The sequence below is a fragment of the Streptomyces sp. NPDC088254 genome, from assembly GCF_044740925.1.
Classification (GTDB): Bacteria; Actinomycetota; Actinomycetes; order Streptomycetales; family Streptomycetaceae; genus Streptomyces.
The window spans coordinates 422,264-442,091 of the sequence record NZ_JBIURQ010000005.1; the positions used below are offsets into that span (position 1 = coordinate 422,264).

The 19,828-nt window shown below is 68.4% G+C and carries 18 protein-coding genes and 5 pseudogenes; 12 read left to right on the forward strand and 11 right to left on the reverse strand.

Going from position 1 to position 19,828, the window contains the following annotated elements; translation table 11 throughout:
• Positions 1-141: 141 nt before the first annotated feature.
• Positions 142-708, reverse strand: a complete 567-nt coding sequence (locus tag ACIOC0_RS17720; protein ID WP_402155880.1) for a TetR/AcrR family transcriptional regulator — start codon at positions 706-708, stop codon at positions 142-144.
• Between the two features lie 89 nt (positions 709-797).
• Between ACIOC0_RS17720 and ACIOC0_RS17725 the strand changes: the two genes are divergently transcribed.
• The 6 genes and pseudogenes from ACIOC0_RS17725 (at position 798) to ACIOC0_RS17750 (ending at position 5,178) form a co-directional block, all read left to right on the forward strand.
• Positions 798-1,694 carry an alpha/beta fold hydrolase gene (locus ACIOC0_RS17725; protein ID WP_402155881.1) on the forward strand — a complete coding sequence of 299 codons (897 nt, stop codon included), beginning with the start codon at positions 798-800 and terminating at the stop codon, positions 1,692-1,694.
• A gap of 218 nt (positions 1,695-1,912) precedes the next feature.
• Positions 1,913-2,898, forward strand: a pseudogene (locus tag ACIOC0_RS17730) (FAD-dependent monooxygenase); the annotation flags it as partial.
• Positions 2,899-3,018: 120 nt separating this feature from the next.
• On the forward strand, positions 3,019-3,387 hold the full coding sequence (locus ACIOC0_RS17735; protein ID WP_402155967.1) for a hypothetical protein: 369 nt from the start codon (positions 3,019-3,021) through the stop codon (positions 3,385-3,387).
• Positions 3,388-3,444: 57 nt separating this feature from the next.
• The gene (locus ACIOC0_RS17740; RefSeq protein ID WP_402155882.1) at positions 3,445-3,861 is read left to right on the forward strand and encodes a PPOX class F420-dependent oxidoreductase; all 417 of its coding nucleotides are present in this window, start codon (positions 3,445-3,447) and stop codon (positions 3,859-3,861) included.
• Between the two features lie 2 nt (positions 3,862-3,863).
• Entirely contained in the window at positions 3,864-4,784 is a 921-nt protein-coding gene (locus ACIOC0_RS17745; RefSeq protein ID WP_402155883.1) for an SDR family oxidoreductase, read from the forward strand.
• A gap of 52 nt (positions 4,785-4,836) precedes the next feature.
• A complete protein-coding gene (locus tag ACIOC0_RS17750) occupies positions 4,837-5,178 on the forward strand; it encodes a YciI family protein (protein ID WP_402155884.1) in 342 nt (113 codons plus the stop codon).
• 1,333 nt (positions 5,179-6,511) lie between these two features.
• On the opposite strand, the gene ACIOC0_RS17755 is transcribed toward ACIOC0_RS17750, so the two are convergent.
• Positions 6,512-6,754: an Rrf2 family transcriptional regulator gene (locus tag ACIOC0_RS17755; RefSeq protein WP_402155968.1), complete on the reverse strand. Its 243-nt coding sequence runs from the start codon at positions 6,752-6,754 to the stop codon at positions 6,512-6,514.
• A gap of 142 nt (positions 6,755-6,896) precedes the next feature.
• On the opposite strand from ACIOC0_RS17755, the gene ACIOC0_RS17760 reads away from it, so the two are divergent.
• Entirely contained in the window at positions 6,897-7,154 is a 258-nt protein-coding gene (locus tag ACIOC0_RS17760) for a DDE-type integrase/transposase/recombinase (protein WP_402155885.1), read from the forward strand.
• Between the two features lie 187 nt (positions 7,155-7,341).
• Here the strand turns inward: ACIOC0_RS17760 and ACIOC0_RS17765 are convergent.
• Positions 7,342-7,539 (reverse strand): annotated as a pseudogene (locus ACIOC0_RS17765) (IS3 family transposase); the annotation flags it as partial.
• Positions 7,540-7,754: 215 nt separating this feature from the next.
• On the opposite strand from ACIOC0_RS17765, the gene istA reads away from it, so the two are divergent.
• Together istA and istB are read left to right on the forward strand one after the other, a co-directional pair.
• A complete protein-coding gene (gene istA, locus ACIOC0_RS17770) occupies positions 7,755-9,392 on the forward strand; it encodes an IS21 family transposase (protein ID WP_402155886.1) in 1,638 nt (545 codons plus the stop codon).
• Positions 9,389-10,188, forward strand: a pseudogene (gene istB, locus ACIOC0_RS17775) (IS21-like element helper ATPase IstB). Before istA ends, istB begins: the two are co-directional and overlap by 4 nt.
• A 65-nt stretch (positions 10,189-10,253) precedes the next feature.
• Here the strand turns inward: istB and ACIOC0_RS17780 are convergent.
• The 3 genes from ACIOC0_RS17780 to ACIOC0_RS17790 form a co-directional block, all read right to left on the reverse strand.
• Positions 10,254-10,817, reverse strand: a complete 564-nt coding sequence (locus ACIOC0_RS17780; RefSeq protein WP_402155887.1) for a cysteine hydrolase family protein — start codon at positions 10,815-10,817, stop codon at positions 10,254-10,256.
• Between the two features lie 246 nt (positions 10,818-11,063).
• The gene (locus tag ACIOC0_RS17785) at positions 11,064-11,369 is read right to left on the reverse strand and encodes a transposase (protein WP_402155888.1); all 306 of its coding nucleotides are present in this window, start codon (positions 11,367-11,369) and stop codon (positions 11,064-11,066) included.
• 291 nt (positions 11,370-11,660) lie between these two features.
• Positions 11,661-12,251 carry a TetR/AcrR family transcriptional regulator gene (locus ACIOC0_RS17790; protein ID WP_402155889.1) on the reverse strand — a complete coding sequence of 197 codons (591 nt, stop codon included), beginning with the start codon at positions 12,249-12,251 and terminating at the stop codon, positions 11,661-11,663.
• A 133-nt stretch (positions 12,252-12,384) separates the two neighbouring features.
• Between ACIOC0_RS17790 and ACIOC0_RS17795 the strand changes: the two genes are divergently transcribed.
• Both ACIOC0_RS17795 and ACIOC0_RS17800 read left to right on the forward strand, forming a co-directional pair.
• Positions 12,385-13,230, forward strand: a complete 846-nt coding sequence (locus ACIOC0_RS17795; RefSeq protein WP_402155890.1) for an SDR family NAD(P)-dependent oxidoreductase — start codon at positions 12,385-12,387, stop codon at positions 13,228-13,230.
• Positions 13,231-13,448: 218 nt separating this feature from the next.
• Entirely contained in the window at positions 13,449-14,432 is a 984-nt protein-coding gene (locus ACIOC0_RS17800; RefSeq protein WP_402155891.1) for an aldo/keto reductase, read from the forward strand.
• A gap of 594 nt (positions 14,433-15,026) precedes the next feature.
• Here the strand turns inward: ACIOC0_RS17800 and ACIOC0_RS17805 are convergent.
• Positions 15,027-15,182, reverse strand: a complete 156-nt coding sequence (locus tag ACIOC0_RS17805; RefSeq protein WP_402155969.1) for a helicase associated domain-containing protein — start codon at positions 15,180-15,182, stop codon at positions 15,027-15,029.
• 373 nt (positions 15,183-15,555) lie between these two features.
• Positions 15,556-16,116 carry a GNAT family N-acetyltransferase gene (locus ACIOC0_RS17810; RefSeq protein ID WP_402155892.1) on the reverse strand — a complete coding sequence of 187 codons (561 nt, stop codon included), beginning with the start codon at positions 16,114-16,116 and terminating at the stop codon, positions 15,556-15,558.
• Between the two features lie 148 nt (positions 16,117-16,264).
• On the opposite strand from ACIOC0_RS17810, the gene ACIOC0_RS17815 reads away from it, so the two are divergent.
• Positions 16,265-16,999, forward strand: coding sequence for a Type 1 glutamine amidotransferase-like domain-containing protein (locus ACIOC0_RS17815; RefSeq protein WP_402155893.1), 735 nt, complete (start codon positions 16,265-16,267; stop codon positions 16,997-16,999).
• A 58-nt stretch (positions 17,000-17,057) separates the two neighbouring features.
• Here the strand turns inward: ACIOC0_RS17815 and ACIOC0_RS17820 are convergent.
• The 3 genes and pseudogenes from ACIOC0_RS17820 to ACIOC0_RS17830 all read right to left on the reverse strand — a co-directional run bounded on the left by ACIOC0_RS17820 (position 17,058) and on the right by ACIOC0_RS17830 (position 19,283).
• Positions 17,058-17,917 (reverse strand): annotated as a pseudogene (locus ACIOC0_RS17820) (IS5 family transposase).
• 32 nt (positions 17,918-17,949) lie between these two features.
• Positions 17,950-18,363, reverse strand: a complete 414-nt coding sequence (locus ACIOC0_RS17825; RefSeq protein WP_402155894.1) for a hypothetical protein — start codon at positions 18,361-18,363, stop codon at positions 17,950-17,952.
• Positions 18,364-18,366: 3 nt separating this feature from the next.
• A pseudogene (locus tag ACIOC0_RS17830) lies at positions 18,367-19,283 on the reverse strand (DUF6192 family protein).
• Between the last annotated feature and the right edge of the window lie 545 nt (positions 19,284-19,828).

A 19,828-nucleotide genomic window follows, 5' to 3' on the forward strand; every position in this document is an offset into this window, starting at 1 on the left:
GACTGTGGGCGCACAGAAGCCGCCAAGAAGAGTGGGCCAAGGCGGTTACCTGCTCGAACAACTTTGTGCGGGGATCAAGTGGCTTCGACTTCGCATCCGGCTCGATATCGGCACGGATCCTCCCCAGTTCCGGAGAGGGGCTCAGCCGCGCATCCCCTGCAGCATTACGCCCAGGTAGCGGCGGCCGGAGTCCAGACGTGCCGGCCGATCTTCGCTGTGGACTTTGGCGGCGAAGGCGATCCCGCACATGAGCGGCAGCAGGTCGTCCCAGGTGACGACGCCCTGGACGAGGCCTGCCGTGCGCGCGCGGTCGAGCAGTCGGCCGGCCAGTGAGTCCAGCGTGGCGGTCAGCTCCTCGGTGCGGGGCAGAACGCGCTCCGGCGCCGCGCGGACGATGGTGAGCGAGGGGTCGGTCAGCTGCGCCTCCAGGGTGACGTCGAGGAAGCCGGTCAGGGCCGCCCAGGGATCTTCCTCGGTCAGCGCCTGTTCCGCGCGGGTGATCAGCGCTTCCAGGCCGGGGGCTGCAACCGTCTCCATCAGGGCTTCTGGTGTCGGGAAGCGCCGGTAGACGGTGGCCACCCCCACGCCCGCGAGACGGGCGACGTCGTTGAGCTGCAGCGGGGTGCCGTCGTCGACGAGCTGGCGGGCCACGTCGACGATGCGCTGCCGGTTGCGGGCAGCGTCCTTGCGCATCGATGCACTGGTCATGCGAACAGCATAAGTGGATAGCTCATCCGTTCCGTGCTACGGTGAAGTGGATAATTCATCCACTTAATGGATCATGTGAAGGAATCATCGTGCCGTTCACCGTCACCGACGTACCGGACCTGCCCGCCGGGTTCACCGACACGTTCACCAGCCACACCGTCCAGACCAGCGAACTGACCCTGCACGCCGTCGTCGGCGGCGACGGGCCGCCGCTGCTGCTCCTGCCCGGCTGGCCGCAGTTCTGGTACAGCTGGCGTCTGGTCATGCCCGCCCTGGCCGAGCACTTCACCGTCATCGCCCCTGACCTGCGCGGCATGGGCGCCAGTGACAAGCCCGCCACCGGCTACGACGCCGCCACACTCGCTGACGACATGACGGAGTTGATGACCGAGCTGGGGCATGAGCGCTTCGCCGTCGTCGGCTACGACCTGGGCATGCTGGTCGGCTACGCCCTCGCCGCGAGCCACCGTGACCGCGTCACCCGCCTCGTCGGAGCCGAGTCGATCCTTCCCGGTCTCTCGCCGTCCCCGCCGCTGATGTCGGACCCCGCCACCAACGAGTTCCTGTGGCACTTCGCCTTCAACCGCCTCGCGGACATCAACGAGCGCATGGTCGCCGGCCGCGAGGAGATCTACTTCGGCTACAACTTCACGACCAAGACCGCCAGGCCCGGCGCCATCCCGCAGCAGGCCATCGACGTCTACGTCGACCAGCTACGCGATCCGTCCGCGCTGCGCGCGAGCTTCGAGTACTACCGCACTCTCGATACGTCTGCTGAGCACGCTCTGCGCTGGCGCGACGAGGGCCCGCTCACGATCCCGGTCCTGGCGATAGGCGGCCAGCACAGCACCGGCACCATGCCGGAGGAGACCCTGCGCCTGGTGGCCACGGACGTGACCGGACTGGTCATCCCCCATGCCGGCCACTTCCTGCCCGAAGAAGCGCCGCAGGAACTCAGCACGGCAGTAATGGACTTCATGCGCTGATCCGGCGATCTCCCACCCTGCCGTCGGCTGTGAGGCAGGAACCGGGTCGCCGACCCTGTCGCAGCGGTAGCCGCTCGCAGCCCTCGACTCAACCCAGTGAGGAGTGACATGCAGAGGCCGGCACCGAGGGTGCGCAGCACCAGCGAGACCGGAGCGATCCGACCGATGCGGGCAACCGCCCCGGCAGCAATGCCCACGATCGTGAGCGGAGGGCACTCATGAGCGCCGACGTCATCGTCTCGGGCGCAGGCCCGGTCGGTCTGCTGACCGCCGCGCTCCTGGACTCGGCCGGGGTGAAGGTGGAGGTCCTCGAGCGGCTCACCGAGCGCAGCGAGAACTCCCGTGCCGCCGTCCTGCACCCCCGCACCCTGGAGGTCCTCACCACCGTGCGGGCCGAGGACGGCCGCACGCTCACCGACATCCTGCTGTCGCACGGTCGCCCGGTGCCCCGCACGCACTTCGGCATGCTCCCGCAGCTGCTGGACTACACCGACCTGGACACCCCCCACCCCTACATCTTGCAGATCACCCAGGCCACCACCGAGAGGGTGCTCGCCTCGCTCGTCGAAGCGCGCGGCATCCCGGTGCACTACGGCCATGAGGTCACCGGCTTCGAGCAGGACGACACCGTCGTGCGCGTGCGAGCAGGCGACACCGTCCACACGGCCCGCTACCTGGTCGGAGCCGACGGCGCATGGAGCCCGGTCCGCCAGCAGGCCGGCATCGAGTTTCCCGGCACGCCCGGCAACACGGTGTCCTACCTTGCAGACGTCCACCTGGACGCGGCACCGGAGCACGCGAGTCACGTCTGGGATCAGGAAAACGGCTGGGTCGGTGTCGTGCCGCTCTTCGACGGCATCCATCGCGTGTTCGGCGTTCTGCCCGAGGACACCGACCTGACGCCCGAGCAGGTCGCCGCCCGGCGGAGCCAGCCGCTCCCCGTCGAGGACCTACGCGGCATCCTCAAGCGCATCACCGGCACCGACTACGGGCTGCGCAACGCGGTGTGGATCTCCACGGCCGACAACACCACCCGCCACGCCACCCGCTACCGGGCCGGCCGGGTCTTCGTGGCCGGTGACGCCGCGCACGTGCACTTCCCGGCGGGCGGACAGGGAGTCAACGTCGGATGCAGGACGCCGTCAACCTCGCGTGGAAGCTCGCGGCCGAGGTCAAGGGCCAGGCCACACCGCTGATCACCGGCGGCGCAGCCTCCTACGACCGTGAACGCCGCCCGGTGGCCGAGTCCCTGGCGCAGAACACGCAGGCCCAGACCGCGTTGATGACCACGTTCACCCCCCAAGGCGCGGCCCTACGCGAGCTGATGAGCACGCTGCTCGCCAGACCGGAAACCAACGCACACCTGGCCGGACTGCTGTCAGGGCTCAGCGTCTCCTACCGCGCCCCCGATGCGGGCCACCCCCTGGAGGGGCACCGTGTGCCGGACCTGCACCTGCTGGACGGGGACACCCTGCTGCGCCGACTGCGCGTCGATCGCTTCCTGTTGGTGGACTTCACCCCGGCCGGCGAGCTCGATGCGCTGGGCTCACCGACGGTGGAGGTGGTTCCCGCCAGGCCCTGGTCCGGATTGGCGGCCGCGCTGGTACGGCCCGATGGACACCTCGCCCGCGCGTGGAACACAGCGGACGCCCACCAGGTCAGGGAGGCACTGACCGACTGGGGGGTCTCCTGACAGCACGCGTCCACCTGGCCGCTCACTCCTTCCCCTGGCGAAAGGACGACCCCCACCATGTCCTTCACCGAAGAAGAGATCGCCTACATCCGCACGCAACGCCTGGCCCGCGTCGCGACCGTCTCGGCAGACCGGCAGCCCGACGTCACCCCGGTCGTGTTCGAGTTCGACGGCACGCACTTCTACATCGGCGGATTTAACCCGACCAACACCCGTCGCGCCCGCAACGTGCGCGACGGCAATCACAAAGTGGCTCTCGTCATCGACGATCTCGTCTCCACCGATCCGTGGACACCGCGGTACCTGCGCGTATACGGCACAGCCGAACTCGTGTTACGGCCGACCCGCGCCGGGGAGCAGCAGCTCATGAAAATCACCCCGGTCACCTCCTGGAGCATGAACCTCTCCGTCGACGGCGCCCACCCATTCCACCCTTACAAGAGCCAGCACCAGCAGTCCGAAGGCAGTGAGTAACCATGAACACTTCCGCTCCCACCGCACCTTCGGTCCTGGTCGTCGGCGCGACCGGCGCCCTCGGCGGCCAGGTCGTCGACGAACTCCTCGCCCGCGGCAAGGCGGTCCGCGCCCTGGTCCGTCCCACCAGCAACGCGAGCAAGCTCCAGGACAAGGGCGTCGAGATCGCCCGCGGCGACATGCTCGACCTCGACTCCCTCACCGCCGCCATGGAGGGCGCCGACGCCGTCATCACCACCGCTGCCGGCTACACCGGCGGCGACAAGAAGGCACAGGACATCGATACCCTCGGCAATGCCAACCTCGCCGAGGCCGCCCACCGCGCCGGCGTACGCCGCTTCGTCCTCATCAGCATCCTCACCAGCGACCAGACACCCGACGTACCGCACTTCTGGCACAAGAAGCCGGCCGAAGACAAGCTCGAACAGCTGGGCGTCCCCTTCGTCGCCCTGCGCCCGGGCGCTTTCCTCGACCAGGTCACCACGCTGGCGGGCAACCCCCTCGACAAGGGGTGGATGCTCTGGATGGCCAAGCCCGACGTCCCCCTGACGTTCGTGCACACCGCCGACCTCGCGGCCTGTCTGGCGGCCGCGGTGGACGCCGATGCCTCGCCCACCGAACGCGTGGACATCGGCTGGGACCGGCCGGTCAGCATGCGGGAGGTGGCCCGCCTGCTCGGCAGCCGGGCCGGAAAGCCGATCAAAGTACGGGCTGTGCCCTCCGCAGTCGTCCAGGTCGCCGGCGCCCTCGTCGGCCCGTTCAAGCCGATCGTCAAGGACATGGCCGCCATGTTCCGCTGGTTCGACACCGGCCGCTACGTCGCCGACACCACCCGCCAGACCCAAATGTTCGGCCCCGCCCCCACCGCCGAGGACACCATCGGCCGGCTCGCTGCCGAACTGCGCGCCCCGCACGGGCAGTGACCCGATAGCGGAATCGTCCCGCAACAACACCTCCAGCAAAGGAGCACTGCTGATGAACAGCGAGCAAAAGCGCCCGTTTTCCGAGGAGACCCACGAGCTCCTCTACCTCGTCATGAGCCGACTCGTCGGTGACGACCCGAGCACCCTCATGCCGAAGATCAAAGAGCACCTCGCCTTCGGAGCCAACCTCGAAGCCAGGGGGATCACCTTCGAAGGCGGTCCCCTCATGACGCCCGACGGCGAGAACTCCGGGACCGGCCTGTACATCCTGCGCGCCATATCCCTGGCGGAAGCCGAGCAGATCGCTAGCCAGGACCCGCTTCACACGGCAGGGCTCCGCATCCCCACCGTCAGCCCCTGGTATCGCAAGAGGCGCCCGGCGGAATCGGCATGAGACCGGCGCCGTTCGAAGCCAAGTGATCGTGACCCAGCGGTGCTGCGTCTGCCACGTACTCGGACCGCGCCGCTGCGGAACCCTGCCCGATGGTTCACGAGGTGCCGTGCACACCGACTCTGCAGGCTCGGCACCTGGCAGCGCGGTACACGGTCCCCACGATGCGGCGCCGGACTCGGTAGCGGCGCTCGTCTGGGAGTAGCACGAGAGCTCATGACACTCCCGCTCGTCTCTCAGCAGCTCCGCCACCGGCGGCGTGGCATGGAGGCCGATCAGTCCGGCGTCCCCGTCGTGATGTCGAGTGACGCGGCCCAGTCGCGCAAGGTGTCGAGGTACCGTCCCCCACCCCCGTCGAGTCCGCATCCGGCGGCCGGATGACCCACTCACTCCGACGCCAGCCGGACCATGATCAATTTCGGCGGCACGGCGCCGACGGCGCGCTCCGAGCTGCAACAGATGGCCCGCGCCCGGCGGGCCGTTCAAGCGACCTGACCGCGCGCCTCGGTCGACCAGGAGCACGGGAATGCGCCATGGGTTGCGCCTATCTGTTGCGCTGGATGGTGCGCCAAGGGCTGCGCTGGGTGTTGCGCGGCCCGCAGGGCCGTCACCGTGTCCGTGCAGGTCACCGCGCGGGTTTGTCGCGGTCGGCCCGCTGACATCCCCGTTGCGGCCGCTCTGCCCATGTCCCTCTGGCTGGTGTGAAGGAGCAAGGGAATGGGCGGGACGGGCGGCGCGGCCGCGACCGTGGATCGGGGCGCGCTCAGCCGGTTGCGCGTCGGAGCCGCCGCGCCCGTGCCGCCGTCAGCGCGGCAGCGACGCCCAACGGGGGGACGTCGGCGGGGGAGAGGTCGGGACGGGCACGGTGCAGGCGTGCGGGGTGGCGCCACCGGCCGGAGGCGTCACGATCAGGGCCCTGAACCCGTCCCACTTCTGTTATGCGCTGTTGAGCTGTCCACGGACTATCGTCCAGCGTCATGTCGATCATGGGTTGGCGGGTGCACTTCACCCGCCGAGACCCGGCGTGACCACGTGAAGCGACGCCGTTCATACGGGAGTTCAGCTCCCTGTTCTCCGGACTCGATGAGGGGCTGGACAACCTGGGTGTGCCCGAAGGCCAGCCATTCCTGGTTGATCCGGCGGGGCAGTACGACGTGGCGTTGAACCACTACTGCGGCGGTGGACCCCAGTCACCCGCCGCAGAAGGCTGAACGATCGAATCCGGCACAACTCACCCACGTGTGAGACCTGTTTCCGACCCTCTGGTCGCGGCAGTCTCCGACTGCCTCCTGGGTGAGTCAGCGGGCACCGACCTGCGGCGCGCTCATGCCGTCACCTAGTTCCGAAGAGCCACGTGCGGGATGGCATCGGAGGGAAACAGCGCGAGCGTGTCGCGCAGTACGTCGGCGACGGAGGTCTGCGCCAGGGACTTGCGCAGAGCTTCGGTCGCACGGTCGTAAACGTGGGTGAGGACGGGCTGGATGTTGCAGCCGACGCAGCACTCCGGGTTCGGTTCCGAGGAGTGCAGTCCGAAAACGGGTTCGTCGGGGATCGCCTGGTAGACGTCCAGCAGGGTGATTGAAGTTTCCCCGTGATGCTGGACACTCGATGCTTACGCTGCGAGGGCGTGTTCTTGTTCGTGTCGCTGCCGGGTCTCCAGCGGGGTGAGGTAGCCCCAGACTGGGTGCCTCCGCAGCCGCTTGCGGTTGTAGAAGGTCTCGATGAAGGTGAAGATCTCAGCGCGGGCGGTAATCCGATCGGGCCAGCGGCGGGTGCTGGTGGCCGACGCATTGACGATGGCCGCCGGCCGCAGCGACCTCCAGCCCGGCTGCATCGTGCACTCGGACCGCGGAGCGGAGTACACCGCTGACGAACTCCGCCGGGAAATACGTCGGTTGGGGCTGCGGCAGAGCATGGGGCGAACCGGCTCGTGCTACGACAATGCCGCGGATGCGCGGTGGTGGTCGGCCATCGAGTAGCCGACGATCTCGCGGTTGCCAGGTCCAGCCAGGTCGCCAGATACAGCCAGCCCTCGTCGGTGGGAATGCAGGTGATGTCACCGACCAGTTTCTGCCCCGGGGCGGCGGCCGTGAAGTCGCGGCCGATCAGGTCGTGAGCGGGCACCGCCTTCTTCGCCGGACGGGTCAGCGACCGGCGCTTGCGCCGGGTGACCCCGGTGATGTCGCGCTCACGCATGACCCGCTCCACTCGCTTGCGGTTGACCCGCCGGTCCAGCCTGCGCAGTTCGGCATGGATGCGCGGCACCCCGTAGGTGCACCGGGAGGCGATGTGCAAGACGGTGATCTCGTGGGCCAGGGCGTCGTCGGCGGCCCGGCGGGCGGCGCCGGCCTGCTGGCCGGCCATCCAGGCGTAGAAGGAGGAGCGGGCCACCTTCAGCAGCCGGCACAGCAGAGCGACTGAGTGGGTGTGGCTTTATCGGTGAGTCCTGACACCGGTTGTCGATCGGCGGCGACACCGCCCGGTGTTGGCGGAGAGTGATATCGCCGAGTTTTGACACCACTTGGGCTCTTGCGGTGGGACTCTGGGGGTGGGGTGCTCTGCACGGTAAGGGGGCGCCGGTGCCACCGAAGTCCAAGGTCGATCTGTACGCGGCGATCAGCCGTGATGCCCGGGCGGGGATGTCGAACCGGGCCTTGCAACGCAAGTACGGGGTGGGCTTCCGGACGGTGAGGGCGGCCATGACGTCCGTCTGGCCGGAGCCGCGCAAGCAGATGCCACCCCGCAAGACGAGGCTGGATGCGTTCAAGCCGGTGATCGACCAGATGCTGCGGGCGGATCTGGACGCGCCGCGCAAGCAGCGGCACACCGTCAAGCGGATCTTCAACCGGCTGCTGGACGAGCACGGTGCGGTGGAGGTGACCTATCCGATGGTGCGGGCCAATGTCGCTGTTCGCCGGCCTCAGATACGGATCGAGGCGGGACGCGGGCCGCTCAACGCGTTCATCCCCCAGACCCACATGCCGGGGGCGGAAGCCGAGGTCGACTTCGGCGACGTGACGATCCGTCTGGCCGGCGAGCAGGTCAAGGTCTACCTGTTCTCGATGCGCCTGTCGTACTCCGGCAAGGCGGTGCACCGCATCTTCGCCTCGTGCGGGCAGGAGGCGTTCTTCGAAGGCCGCGTCCACGCTCTCAGCGTGCTGGGCGGCGTCCCCTGCGGCAAGGTGCGCTATGACAACCTGCGGGCCGCGGTCGCCCGGGTGCTGGGCCTATCGAGAGCGCGGGTGGAGAACGAGCGGTGGACCGCGTTCCGTTCGCACTACGGAATCGAAAGCATGTACTGCCGCCCGGGCCTTGAAGGAGCCCATGAGAAGGGCGGGGTGGAAGGCCAGATCGGCTGGTTCCGCCGGAACCACCTCGTCCCCGTCCCGGAAGTCGACTCCCTCGCCGAACTCAACGCGATGGTGGAGCGGTGGGACGCCGAGGACGAAGACCGCCGCATCCGGTCACGGCCCAGGACGATCGGCGAGTACTTCGCCGTCGAACGCCCGCTGCAGCAGCCGCTGCCCAACGAGCCGTTCGAGACCGGTCGGCTGTTCAGTCTCCGGGTTGACCGATACGCGCAGGTCAGTGTCCGCACGAACCGCTACTCGGTGCCGGTGGGACTGATCGGCCGCACTGTTCGAGTGATGCTGCACGCCTCCGAAGTCGTCGTCTACGACGGCCGCAAGGAAGTCGCCCGGCACGAGCGGCTCATCGCCAAGGGCCAGGCCCGCCTGGAACTGGACCACTATCTGGAGGCCCTGGTCCACAAGCCTGGTGCCTTTCCCGGTGCGACCGCGCTGGAACAGGCCCGCTCCGCAGGCAAGTTCACCCCCGTCCATGACGCCTGGTGGGCGGCTGCCTGCAAGGCCCACGGTGACCGGGACGGCACCCGCGCTCTGATCGAGGTCCTGCTGCCGGGACGGCATCTTCATCATGAGTACCTGGTGACCGGGCTCGCCGCCGCCCTCCGGGCAGGCGCCCTGACCGCGGATGCGGTCGCACTGGAAGCCCGCAAGGCCGCCGAGGCCGACGATGCGCCGGCCACGACGGCAGATCCGGAGCCGGACCGGGCGAGTGTGACGTTCCTGACCGAACGGCGCCTGGCCCACCTGCCGCCCGACAACCGGCCGCTGCCGTCGGTCGCGGCCTACGACCAGCTGCTGCGACCGAGGCGGCCGGCCGACCATTCCGCCGTCGAGGGAGAAACGCCATGACGACGTTCAAACGCCACCGCGGGCTGACCGAACAGGCCGCCGACGCTGCTGTCGACCAGGCATGCCGGATGCTGCGGCTGCCGACCATCCGGGCCCAGTTCCCCGAGCTGGTCGAAGCCGCCGCCCGTGACCAGATGTCGTATCGCGGCTTCCTCGCCGAACTGCTGATGGCCAAATGCGACGACCGGGCCCGCCGCCGTTCGGAACGGCGGATCAAGGCCGCTCAGTTCCCGCGCGAGAAATCACTGCGGGCCTTCGACTTCGAGGCGAACCCCAGCGTGGACCCGGCGGTCATCCACACCCTGGCGACCTGTGAGTGGGTCAAGAAGGGCCTGCCGCTCTGCCTGATCGGCGACTCCGGCACCGGCAAGTCGCCCTTCTGATCGCGCTGGGCACCGAAGCCGCGATGGCCGGCTACCGGGTCCGCTACACACTCGCCACCAAACTCGTCAACGAGCTGGTCGAGGCCGCGGACGAGAAGGTGCTGACCAAGACCATCGCCCGCTACGGCCGAGTCGATCTTCTCTGCATTGATGAGCTGGGCTATGTGGAGCTTGACCGCAGGGGCGCTGAGCTGCTGTTTCAGGTGTTGACCGAGCGCGAGGAAAAGAACAGCGTCGCCATCGCCTCGAACGAGAGTTTCAGCGGCTGGACCAAAACCTTCACCGACCCCCGGCTCTGCGCGGCCATCGTCGACCGGCTCGGCTTCGGAGGCAACCTGATCCAGACCGGCACCGAAACCTACCGCCTCGCTATCACCCAAGCCCGGGCCGCCGCACACGACGCATCCGGCTGACCTCACCCGGACGGTGGGAGGCGATGCAGTCTTGCCCCGCACGCGAGGGTCCGGACGGCCTCCCGCTATTGCGGTGCGATGGCTTTGAGCCAGTTCTCGACGGCGACGACATCTGCCCACTGCGGGAACAGCTTTTCGGTGAGCATTGTGTGCACCTCAGGGTCGGTGTCGAGGCAGGCATCCGCCAGGACGGTGAGGCCGAAGTCCAGGTCGATGGCGTGCCACAGGGTGGACAGCACTACAGCGCTGGTGGCGATGCCGGTGAGAACGAGGCTGTCGATATCGCGAGCCCTGAGTACCAAGTCGAGGTCGCTGCCCGAGAACGCGCTCCCCCGCCTCTTGGTAACCACCACGTCGCCCTGCTGGGGCGAAACATCGTCATGAATCTCGGTGCCAGGGGCGCCCTCGGTGAACAGGCCGGCCCGCACGGCGTTTGTCATCACCTTGTTGCGAGGGCTGACTTCCGGATCGCCTGGCCGTAACCCCATCACCACGTAGATCACGGGGATGCTGGCAGCCCGGGCACCGTCGATCGCTCTGCGCAAGCGCGACAGATATCCGGAACCGTCGTCGGCGATGGCCACGACGTCCCGTTGGACGTCCATCACCAGAAGTGCGCTGTTCGCCATGCTTGCCGTCCCTTCTCCGTTGGGAAACAAGAGCAAGTCTGGTGGATCAACCGAACTGCGGTGGAGGTTTCGGAGATCCTCATCAGCGTCGCGCCGCAGCGCGCCCATGACCGGTGTCAGTTCTCATCGACATTTTCTTGCCGTGTGATCACCAAGTGCTGTCCAAGCTCGGTGATAAGCGCTGTCGCCCGTCAGTTACGAAGCCATGGGTGGTCTTCTCCGCCTCGATGAACGCATACACGTCGTTCATCGATCGCTCTCCTTCGCGAAGAAGACCGCCGCTTTTCGCAGCACCTCGATCGTCTCGGCCTGCTCACGGTTCTGCCGCCGCAGCCGACGCAGTTCCCCCCGCTCCGCGCTCGTGAGCCCGCCCGGCGCCCCCTGCCCGCGGTCGATCGTGTCCTGCTTGACCCAGTTCCGCAGACCCTCGGCGCTGACCCCGATCTCCCGGGCCACCTCGGTGACGGTCCTGCCGGAGAAGCGGACCAGCGCGACCGCGTCGCACTCGAACTCCTCCGAGTACCGCCTGCTGCGGTCGCTCTTGCTTCCCACCTGGCACTACTTCCTCTGGAACCTCACGTCCCAGTCTCCAGGTGTCCAACATCAAGGGGAAGCTTCAAAGCGTGCCGGCCGGTTTCGCTCCGGCGCGCACAAAAGAGCCAGCGACCGAGCGCGAGAGCCCGCCAACCTTGGATGTCTCCAAACAACGGGGCCAGCAGAAGTCCTTCCACCAGGTCGACAGGGGAGAGGCCGGCGCCGGCCGGTCCGAACCGGTCCGGTGCCCAGGCCGCGACGGGCGGCAGCGGGGTGCCGCCGGTGGCACGGAACGCCTCGCGCGCCCGGTCACGAGTTGGACGTCGGGCCGTCCGCTCCGTACCGGAGGCCGTCGAGGAGCAGGTCGAGAAGGCGGCCGGCCCGTTCGCGTTGGTCGGGAGCGCTGGTGATCAGCGCGACGCCGGCCAGGCTGAAGCCGACGTCGAAGGGGTCGACGTCCGGCCGCAGGAGACCGGCGCAGGCGCCGGCGCGCAGCAGGGTGCCGAGCGCGGTGCCGAGTTTTTCGAGGGTCTCGGCGAAGGGGTCCGCACCGGATGCGACCGCCGCCCGCAGCGCGTCCGCCATGCCCTGCTTGGCAGCGACGTAGTCGATGAAGCCGTCCATCCACAGACGGAGCGCGCGGTCGGGAGGGTTGTCGGCGAGCAGCTTCGCGGCGCTGTCGCAGACACGGGCCAGCTCGTTGCGGTAGGCCGCCTCGACGAGCGCCTCGCGCGTGGGGAAGTGGCGGTAGAGCGTGGCCGAGCCGACGCCCGCGGCTTTGGCGATCGTGTCGATCGCGACGTCCGGGCCCTTCTCGGAGAAGGCGCGTACGGCCGCTTCGAGGATGCGCTCCCGGTTGCGGCGGGCATCGGCACGCAACGCGCTCGGCTTGGTGGTCAAGACTGCTCCCTTCATCGGGGGACCAGTCTAGCTGGACAACCGGGGAGTCCCCCGTTTACCGTTGGCGGATAACCGGGGAACTCCCCGGTTACGGGTGTCGGCCCGTTCTCCTCCGCAGGCAAGGAAGACCCTCATGACCTCCCCGAAGACGGTTCTGATCACCGGTACGTCCTCCGGCATCGGCCTGGCCGCCGCCATCGGCGCCGCCCAGGCGGGCTGGACGACGATCGCCACCATGCGCGACACCGGCAAGGCCGAGGCCCTGCTCGCGGCTGCCACCGAGGCGGGTGTCGCGGACCGGATCCACGTCAAGCGCCTGGATGTGATCGACTCCGCCGGCATCGCCGCCTGCCTGGACGAGGTCGTCGCCGAGCACGGCCGCCTGGACGCGTTGGTCAACAACGCCGGGGCCGCCCAGGTCGGCACCATCGAGCAGAGCAGCATCGACGACGTCCGTGCGGCCATGGAGGTCAACTTCTTCGGCGTGGTGGCGGTGACCCGGGCCGCCCTGCCGCACCTGCGGGCGTCGAAGGGCCGGGTGATCACCGTCACCAGCGTCGGCGGCGTCGTCGGCCAGCCCTTCAACGAGGCGTACTGCGCGGCCAAGTTCGCCGTCGAGGGCTTCATGCAGTCCCTCGCGCCGGTCGCCGCCACCGTCGGCGTCGATGTCACCGTGGTCGAGCCGGGCGCGGTGGCGAGCGAGTTCGTCGCCAATCTCGGCCTGGACGTCCCGGCGCTGCTCGCCGCCGCCGGGCCCTACGCCGCGGCGCTTGAGGCCTACATCAGCCGCACCCAGCAGTCGTTCAGCACCGCCCAGACCCCGGCCGAGGCAGCCGCCCCGATCATCGACGCCCTGACCGTCGCCCGCCCGCCCTTCCGCGTCCAGACCTCGCAGTGGGCCCGCGACTTCGCCGCAGCGTCCCTCGCCGACCTCGACGGGTCCGCGGTCCAGACCCTCACCGGTGCCTGGGTGCGCTGACCGCCCCGTGGCCCGGTGGGTGCACCGACGCCGGGCGCGGCCCGACCACGACTGGCGACCGGCGACCGACTCCAGGCCGCACCCGGTCCGGGTCGGGGGCCGCAGCACCCCAGGCGCACCAGGCCAGACGCACCAGGCACACAACCAACCCGTCACACATCCCGCGGACGTCCCGCCACACATCCCGCGGGCGACCCGCAACAGCAAGGAAGATCACCATGGAACTCCGCACCCTCGGCAGCCAGGGCCTGACCGTCTCCGCCGAAGGACTCGGCTGCATGGGCATGAGCGCCTTCTACGGCAGCACCGACGAGGCCGAGTCCCTCGCCACCATCGACCGCGCCCTGGAACTGGGCGTGACCCTGCTGGACACCGCCGAGAGCTACGGCCCGTTCATCAACGAGCAGCTCCTCGGCAAGGCCCTCGCCGGCCGCCGCGAGCAGGCCGTCGTCGCCACCAAGACCGGCATCGAGTTCACCGACGACGGCACGCTCGTCGGCCACAACGGGCGCCCTGAGTACATCCGTCGTTCCCTGGACCGCTCCCTGCGGCACCTGAACACCGACCACGTCGACCTCTACTACCTGCACCGGGTCGACCCACAGGTGCCGATCGAGGAGACAGTCGGCGCCATGGGCGAGCTGGTGGCCGCCGGCAAGATCCGCTACATCGGCCTGTCCGAGGTCGCCCCGCAGACCATCCGCCGCGCCCACGCCGTCCACCCGATCACGGCGGTCCAGACCGAGTACTCGCTCTTCGAGCGCGGCATCGAGGACGACGGGGTCATGGCCACCCTGAACGAGCTCGGGATCGGTCTGGTCGCCTACTCGCCGCTCGGACGCGGGTTCCTGTCCGGTGCGATCACCAGCCCGGACGACTTCGCCGCCGACGACTTCCGCCGCACCGACCCTCGCTTCCAGGGCGCGAACTTCGCCCGGAACCTGGCCGTGGTCGACGAGGTCCGCCGCATCGCCGCCGCCAAACAGGTCTCGCCGTCCCAGCTGGCTCTTGCCTGGGTGCTGCACCAGGGCGCGATCGCCATTCCCGGCACCAAGCGCCGCCGCTACCTGGAGGAGAACGTCGCCGCCACCACCGTGACGATCACCGATGAGGACCTGGCCGCCATTGCAGCCGTCGCCCCGCGCGGCATCGTCTCCGGCGAGCGCTACGCCCCTGCGCTCATGCAGAGCCTCAACGGCTGACCCTCTTTCCCGTTCGGGAACGGTGTCGACGAACCAGGGGGAACACGCCTGGGCAACGTGGTGAGCCGAGACTTCCCGCTTGTCTCCAGGCAGTGGGTTCCTTGGAGAGGTTCCACTTGGCCGGTTGTACCCGGGACGGTTCGTTCACGGCCACCGCTCTCCGGGGCGGTGAGTCAGTGGCTCACCATGCAGGTCGGATCGGGCCCGGCGGTGCGAGTAGCGTCAGGTCGGCGACGTCCGCCTCCCCAAGCGGTCGGCCGGCAGGGCCGGTACCCCGCAGTCCGTAGGGTTGGTTCTCCCACACCGCCCGCCCCCGACTGCCAGCTCTTGCATTCTCGAGACAGCGCCAGTCGACGCAGGCTATTGAGCGGGCGCGGATCAGGGACGTCGCCGACCGTCAGCTGAAGACCAGCTCACCCACGCCCACTCCCACCGCCGACACGCACCACCCCCCTGCTCCGCACCGCCGGCAGTACCCCGGAGCAGCGAGCAGGATTCCTGCTGGGGCCGGCCTCAGGCGATCAGAAAACGGCTCTACGCATGATGAACGCTTCAGGTACGCCTATGTGCGGGCTGCGCGCGAGGGCGGCATAATTAGGTCCATCGCATGCCGATCGTGGAGAGCTGCTCGATCCGCTCCGCGGAGAGGGGTGCGGCCGGGCTGCGCTGGTTCCCGATCCATGCACCAAGCCGGATCTGCCATTCCTCCTGGTCCTGGTCGCTGCCGCCCTCACTGTCGCCGGCGACGATCGGCCTGGACCTCGCCGACCCGGCCGCATCGACGGTGCAGCGCTACGGCGAGTACGGCGTGCCTCTCACAGGCACGGGCACCGCTCGCTACGGCTGGCAGGGCAGCGCACAGGTTTTCCTCCGAGACCCTCAGCGGCTTGTCGCTGACCGGTGTTCGTGCGTACGAGCCCGGGACCGGCCGCTTCCTGCAGTCTGACCCGCAGTACGGTGGAGCCACCAACGCCTACGCGTACTTGTCGACGGTCATGGAATTCCCCAAGTCAAGCAGGTTCGGCGTCAGGCAATTCCCCACTCTCGCAGTCACGTTTCCCCATGGGGACGACGGTCGCGCCGGGCAACGTACCAGCCCCCTGTCAGCCGTCTGCTGGCGACTTCAGGGACAGGGCATGCTCATGTAGAGGGCCTGTTCGCCCGATGAGGGCGTGCCGTCGTAGAGCGTCGTGTCCAGTCCGCAGAAGGTGAATCCCATCCGCTGGTAGGCGTGGATCGCCGGGGCGTTCATGTTGGTGACTTCCAGCCAGATGTGCCCGGCACCGCACTCACGGGCGAACTCGATAGCGTGGCCCACCAAGGTACGGCCGACGCCCTGACCTCGATGGCCCGGAGCGACCTCGATGTCCTCGATGGCCAGCCGCCGGTTCCACGGAACGTAGGAGACGGCGGCGAAGCCCGCCAGACCGTCAGGGCCGACGGCGACGAAAGTACGACGGTTCGGATCCTCCTCGGCTGCAGGGTCGTCGTCGGCGTCTTCCGCTGGGAAGACTTTGTGGATGGGCGGGTCCACCGGGATCTCCTGGAGGGCGAACCCGTCTTGGGTGACGATCACGCGGAAGATGGTGCGGGTAGTGAAGGATCCGTCGAGTGCCTCGATGGCCTTGCTGTCCTCAGGCCGGGCAGTGCGAAACTCGTAGTCCATGTCGTCAACGGTCGTCATGGCATGAACCTACGATCAGTTTGACCGGCATGGATCGGGTTTCGGGGCGGCCTGGTAACCGGACTGTCCCACCGCGACTACATCAGTAGGTGTTTTTCAACCGGCGCCTGCCCAGGTCCGTCAGCATGCCGCCGATACGATCATGGCCATGACGACTTTGGAACCGACGATCCTCGCGACCTCCGGCGGACATCGAGTCGGAGGACGAACCAGGGTGATGTTTGATGCTTTGGTGCATCATGCGGTCGACCTCTCCGGCGTGCATGGTCGGCGCCCGCGCATCATGTACGTCGGCACCGCCATCGGGGATGCCGAGCACTTCACGACCCGCATGACCGAGGCTGCGCGGATAGCGGGATTCGACCTGACGCCTCTGCACCTGTTCCCCATGCCCAACCTTGAAGACGTCGAGGGCTCGATCCTCGAGCACGATGTGGTCTGGGTCATGGGGGGCTCGGTGGTCAACCTGCTCGCGGTGTGGAGAGCACATGGCCTGGACCGCATCATGCACCGTGCCTGGCAGGCCGGTATCGTGCTCAGCGGAGTCAGTGCGGGCTCCCTCTGCTGGTTCCAGGGAGGTGCGACCGACTCGTTCGGGCCGGAACTGCGCCCAGTCACGGACGCACTCGCTTTCCTGCCGTATGGCAACGGCGTGCACTACGACTCGGATGAGGGTCGACGCCCGTTGATTCACCAGCTCGTGGCGGACGGCACCATACCTACTGCTCACTGCACAGACGACGGAGTCGGCCTGGTGTACCGAGGAACGGAATTGGTGGAAGCGGTGACGGAAACTCCCGGTAAGGGCGCCTACATCGTCAAAAGCGACGGAGCCAGGGCGGTGGAGGAGCGCATCGAACCTCGCAGGCTGACCGCATCCTAGCGATGACCAAGTCTTTCACTTCGCGAGGCGAGACGATTCACGTTGAAATCGTCCCAGCTCAGCGGGTCGCCGATGGCTTCTTGGTCCACTGGCTGCTCCGCGGCCTCTTTCGGGTCAGACGTCGGGTCATCATGGTGATGAGTGCCCAGTTCAGGTGTGCTTCGGAGTGCTGGGGCAGCCGTTCGTAACCGCGTGCGTTGCGGCGGGCGTTCATGCACCAGCCGATCGTCCGCTCGACCTTCCAACGGCGGGGCAGGACGACGAAGCCCTTGGCGCCTTTGGGCCTGGAGACGATGCGCAGGGTGAGCCAGAGGCGTTCGCGGGCCCAGTCCACGAGGTCGCCGGCATAGCCGCGGTCGGCCCAGACCTGGGTGATCTGCGGCTGAGTGAGGCGTAGGCGCCAGAAGACGTCACGGGCGGCGTCGCGGTCCTGGATGTCGGCGCGTCACCATGATCATCACAGGCAGGCCGAGCGTGTCAACGGTGATATGTCGCTTGCGGCCGTTGATCTTCTTCGCGGCGTCGTAGCCCCGGCTGTTCCGGCCGACGGTCGAAGCACCCTTGACCGACTGGGAGTCCACGATCAGCGTCACCGGGTGCGGGCAGCCACCCTTGCCGGTACGAATCCGCCGCCGGAGCTGATCACGGATGTAGGTGACGACTCCCGCCCGGTTCCACCGCCAGAAGAACCCGTAGACCGTCTCCCACGGGGGAAAGTCCGCAGGTAGGGCCCGCCAACTTCGCGCCGTTGTCGACGATGTAGCGGATGCCGTCGACGATCTCCCGCCGGGGCCACTTCTCCGGGTGTCCGCCGGTCCTGGTCTGGCAGGCCGGGACGGGCAGCAGGGGTTCCAGCAGGGCCCATTCGGCAACAGACGTGTCGGACGGGTAGCGGCGGCGACGGGAGGCAGTGGGCATGGCGGGCTCGACAGGGAGATCGGCGGCGAGGGCTATTTGGAGAGCTGAGCGAGGGTGGCGCGGACGCCGGTGAGCTGGGCGGTGGCGAGCTGAGCCCATTCGTCGTCGGGGTAGCGGGCCAGGTGCGGATCGAGCGTGCCCGTGATCACCCGGGTGAGGCGGCCGAGGATCTGCCGGAACTGCAGCTTGTCGTACTCGCTCCAGTCGGCGGGGTCGTCGGAGAACAGATAGCCGTCCCCGCGGGTCCAGGTGATCGGCGTCAGGTTCTCCGCGGCGACGACGTCGCGGACGTGGCGGATGCCGCGGCCGACCTGCGAGCGAGTTGGGCGAGTGGTGGCCGTGAGCTGATAGGTGTGCAGGCCGGCGGGGCGTGCTTCCATTAGGGCGACGCGGACCAGGTCGCCGTAGTGCTCGGCCAGCGGCCGGGCCTCCCGGCATCGCGGCATGGCCTACTCGCCCTTGAGCAGCTGGACCAGCTGCTCGTCCAGGGTGAACTCCTGCCCCCGCAGCTGCGGGACCAGGCGGCCGAGGGTGGCCACGAAGCCGTGGCAGGAGCCGACCAGGTCGAGGTATTCGATGGTGTGCTCGATCGCACGGACCGCCGGGGTGCGTTCCCGGATCCGGTCCCGCGTCTCGTTGGAGTTGTCGAACTGGGCGCGGTTGACGAGCATCCGAGTGGTGTCGTCCCGCATCGTCTTCCGGGCGACGGCCGGACGGCGCAGCAGGTCGGTGGTCACCTGCTGGGCGACCGTGCGTCCCTGGTCAGCTCCGTGACGACCCGCACCCGCTCGGCCGGGGTGACGTGCTCGGTCACCGCCGACCGCTTCAGCAGATCGGTGGCGACCTGGGCTGCGACCTCGTCGTCCCGGGTCAGGTCGGCCACGGCCTGGACCTTCTCATCCACCGTCACCGGCCGATCGACCCGCTGGCCGACGACCCGCTTCGCGCCGTCCGGTGTCCACTGCCGAGCCCCGGTGCGCGGGTTGAACGGCGCGTCCTCGATCGCCGCCCACCGTTCGTCCTCGCCCGCGACCGACGCAAGGATGCGGTGAACCGTGAACGACACGCCCTCCTTGCGGCGCCCTTCGGGCCATCGGTTGGCTGTGTGACGCCATTCCTCCACCGTCCGGCGCTCGACGCCGATGTCGTCCGCGAACATCTGCAACGAGTCCGTCACGGTGAAGAGGTCGTCTGTGCCGTTCGGCATCGACCCGCCCACCGACCTCATCGGCTCGATCTCCAACGCCATGTCATCCAGAGCGAATTGCGCGCGGGCAATCTGCGCGATCAGTTCCTTGGCCTGGATGACGAGCTGTTCGTAACGCTGCCGGGTGACGTTCCCTATCCGGTCGCTCACGTCGGTCATGATGACCACCGCCCTCGCCCGGGTCCGGCCCGGCCACCACGGCGTGACCGGTCAATAGGGGGCGCCGGCCCCGGTCACCGTCCACCGTGACGCGCGCGCGACACACCGGGGGCGTGAACCGGGGGCGCTCGAAGCGCTCAGCAATCGGCTCCAACTACCCTGCAAGACAAGGGGTGTTCGAGGTGCCCAAGTGGCGTTCGGCTATGGCGTTTCCGTAACGCCGTTCCGAGACGCCCGCCGCTGACGACAGGCCCGCACCCGGCAACGGTCCGAACAGTACACCGCAGCCCTCGACCGCTCCACCCCCACCGTCCACGACCGCCCACAAACCGGGCACTCCGCATGCTCTCCCCGCTGCATCGCAGCCACCCGCTGCCGGGTCCGCTCAAGCCTCCGTCACCGCCGTGACCTGCACCGACCCGAGCAGAACACCGCCTCCGCCGCCATCGTCTGCGGCAGCGGATCACCCCACTCCCGGCAGTACCGCCGAGCCGTCTCACCAGCCCCCACACCCCAGATCATCCAGCCGTACCCACCTCACGGCC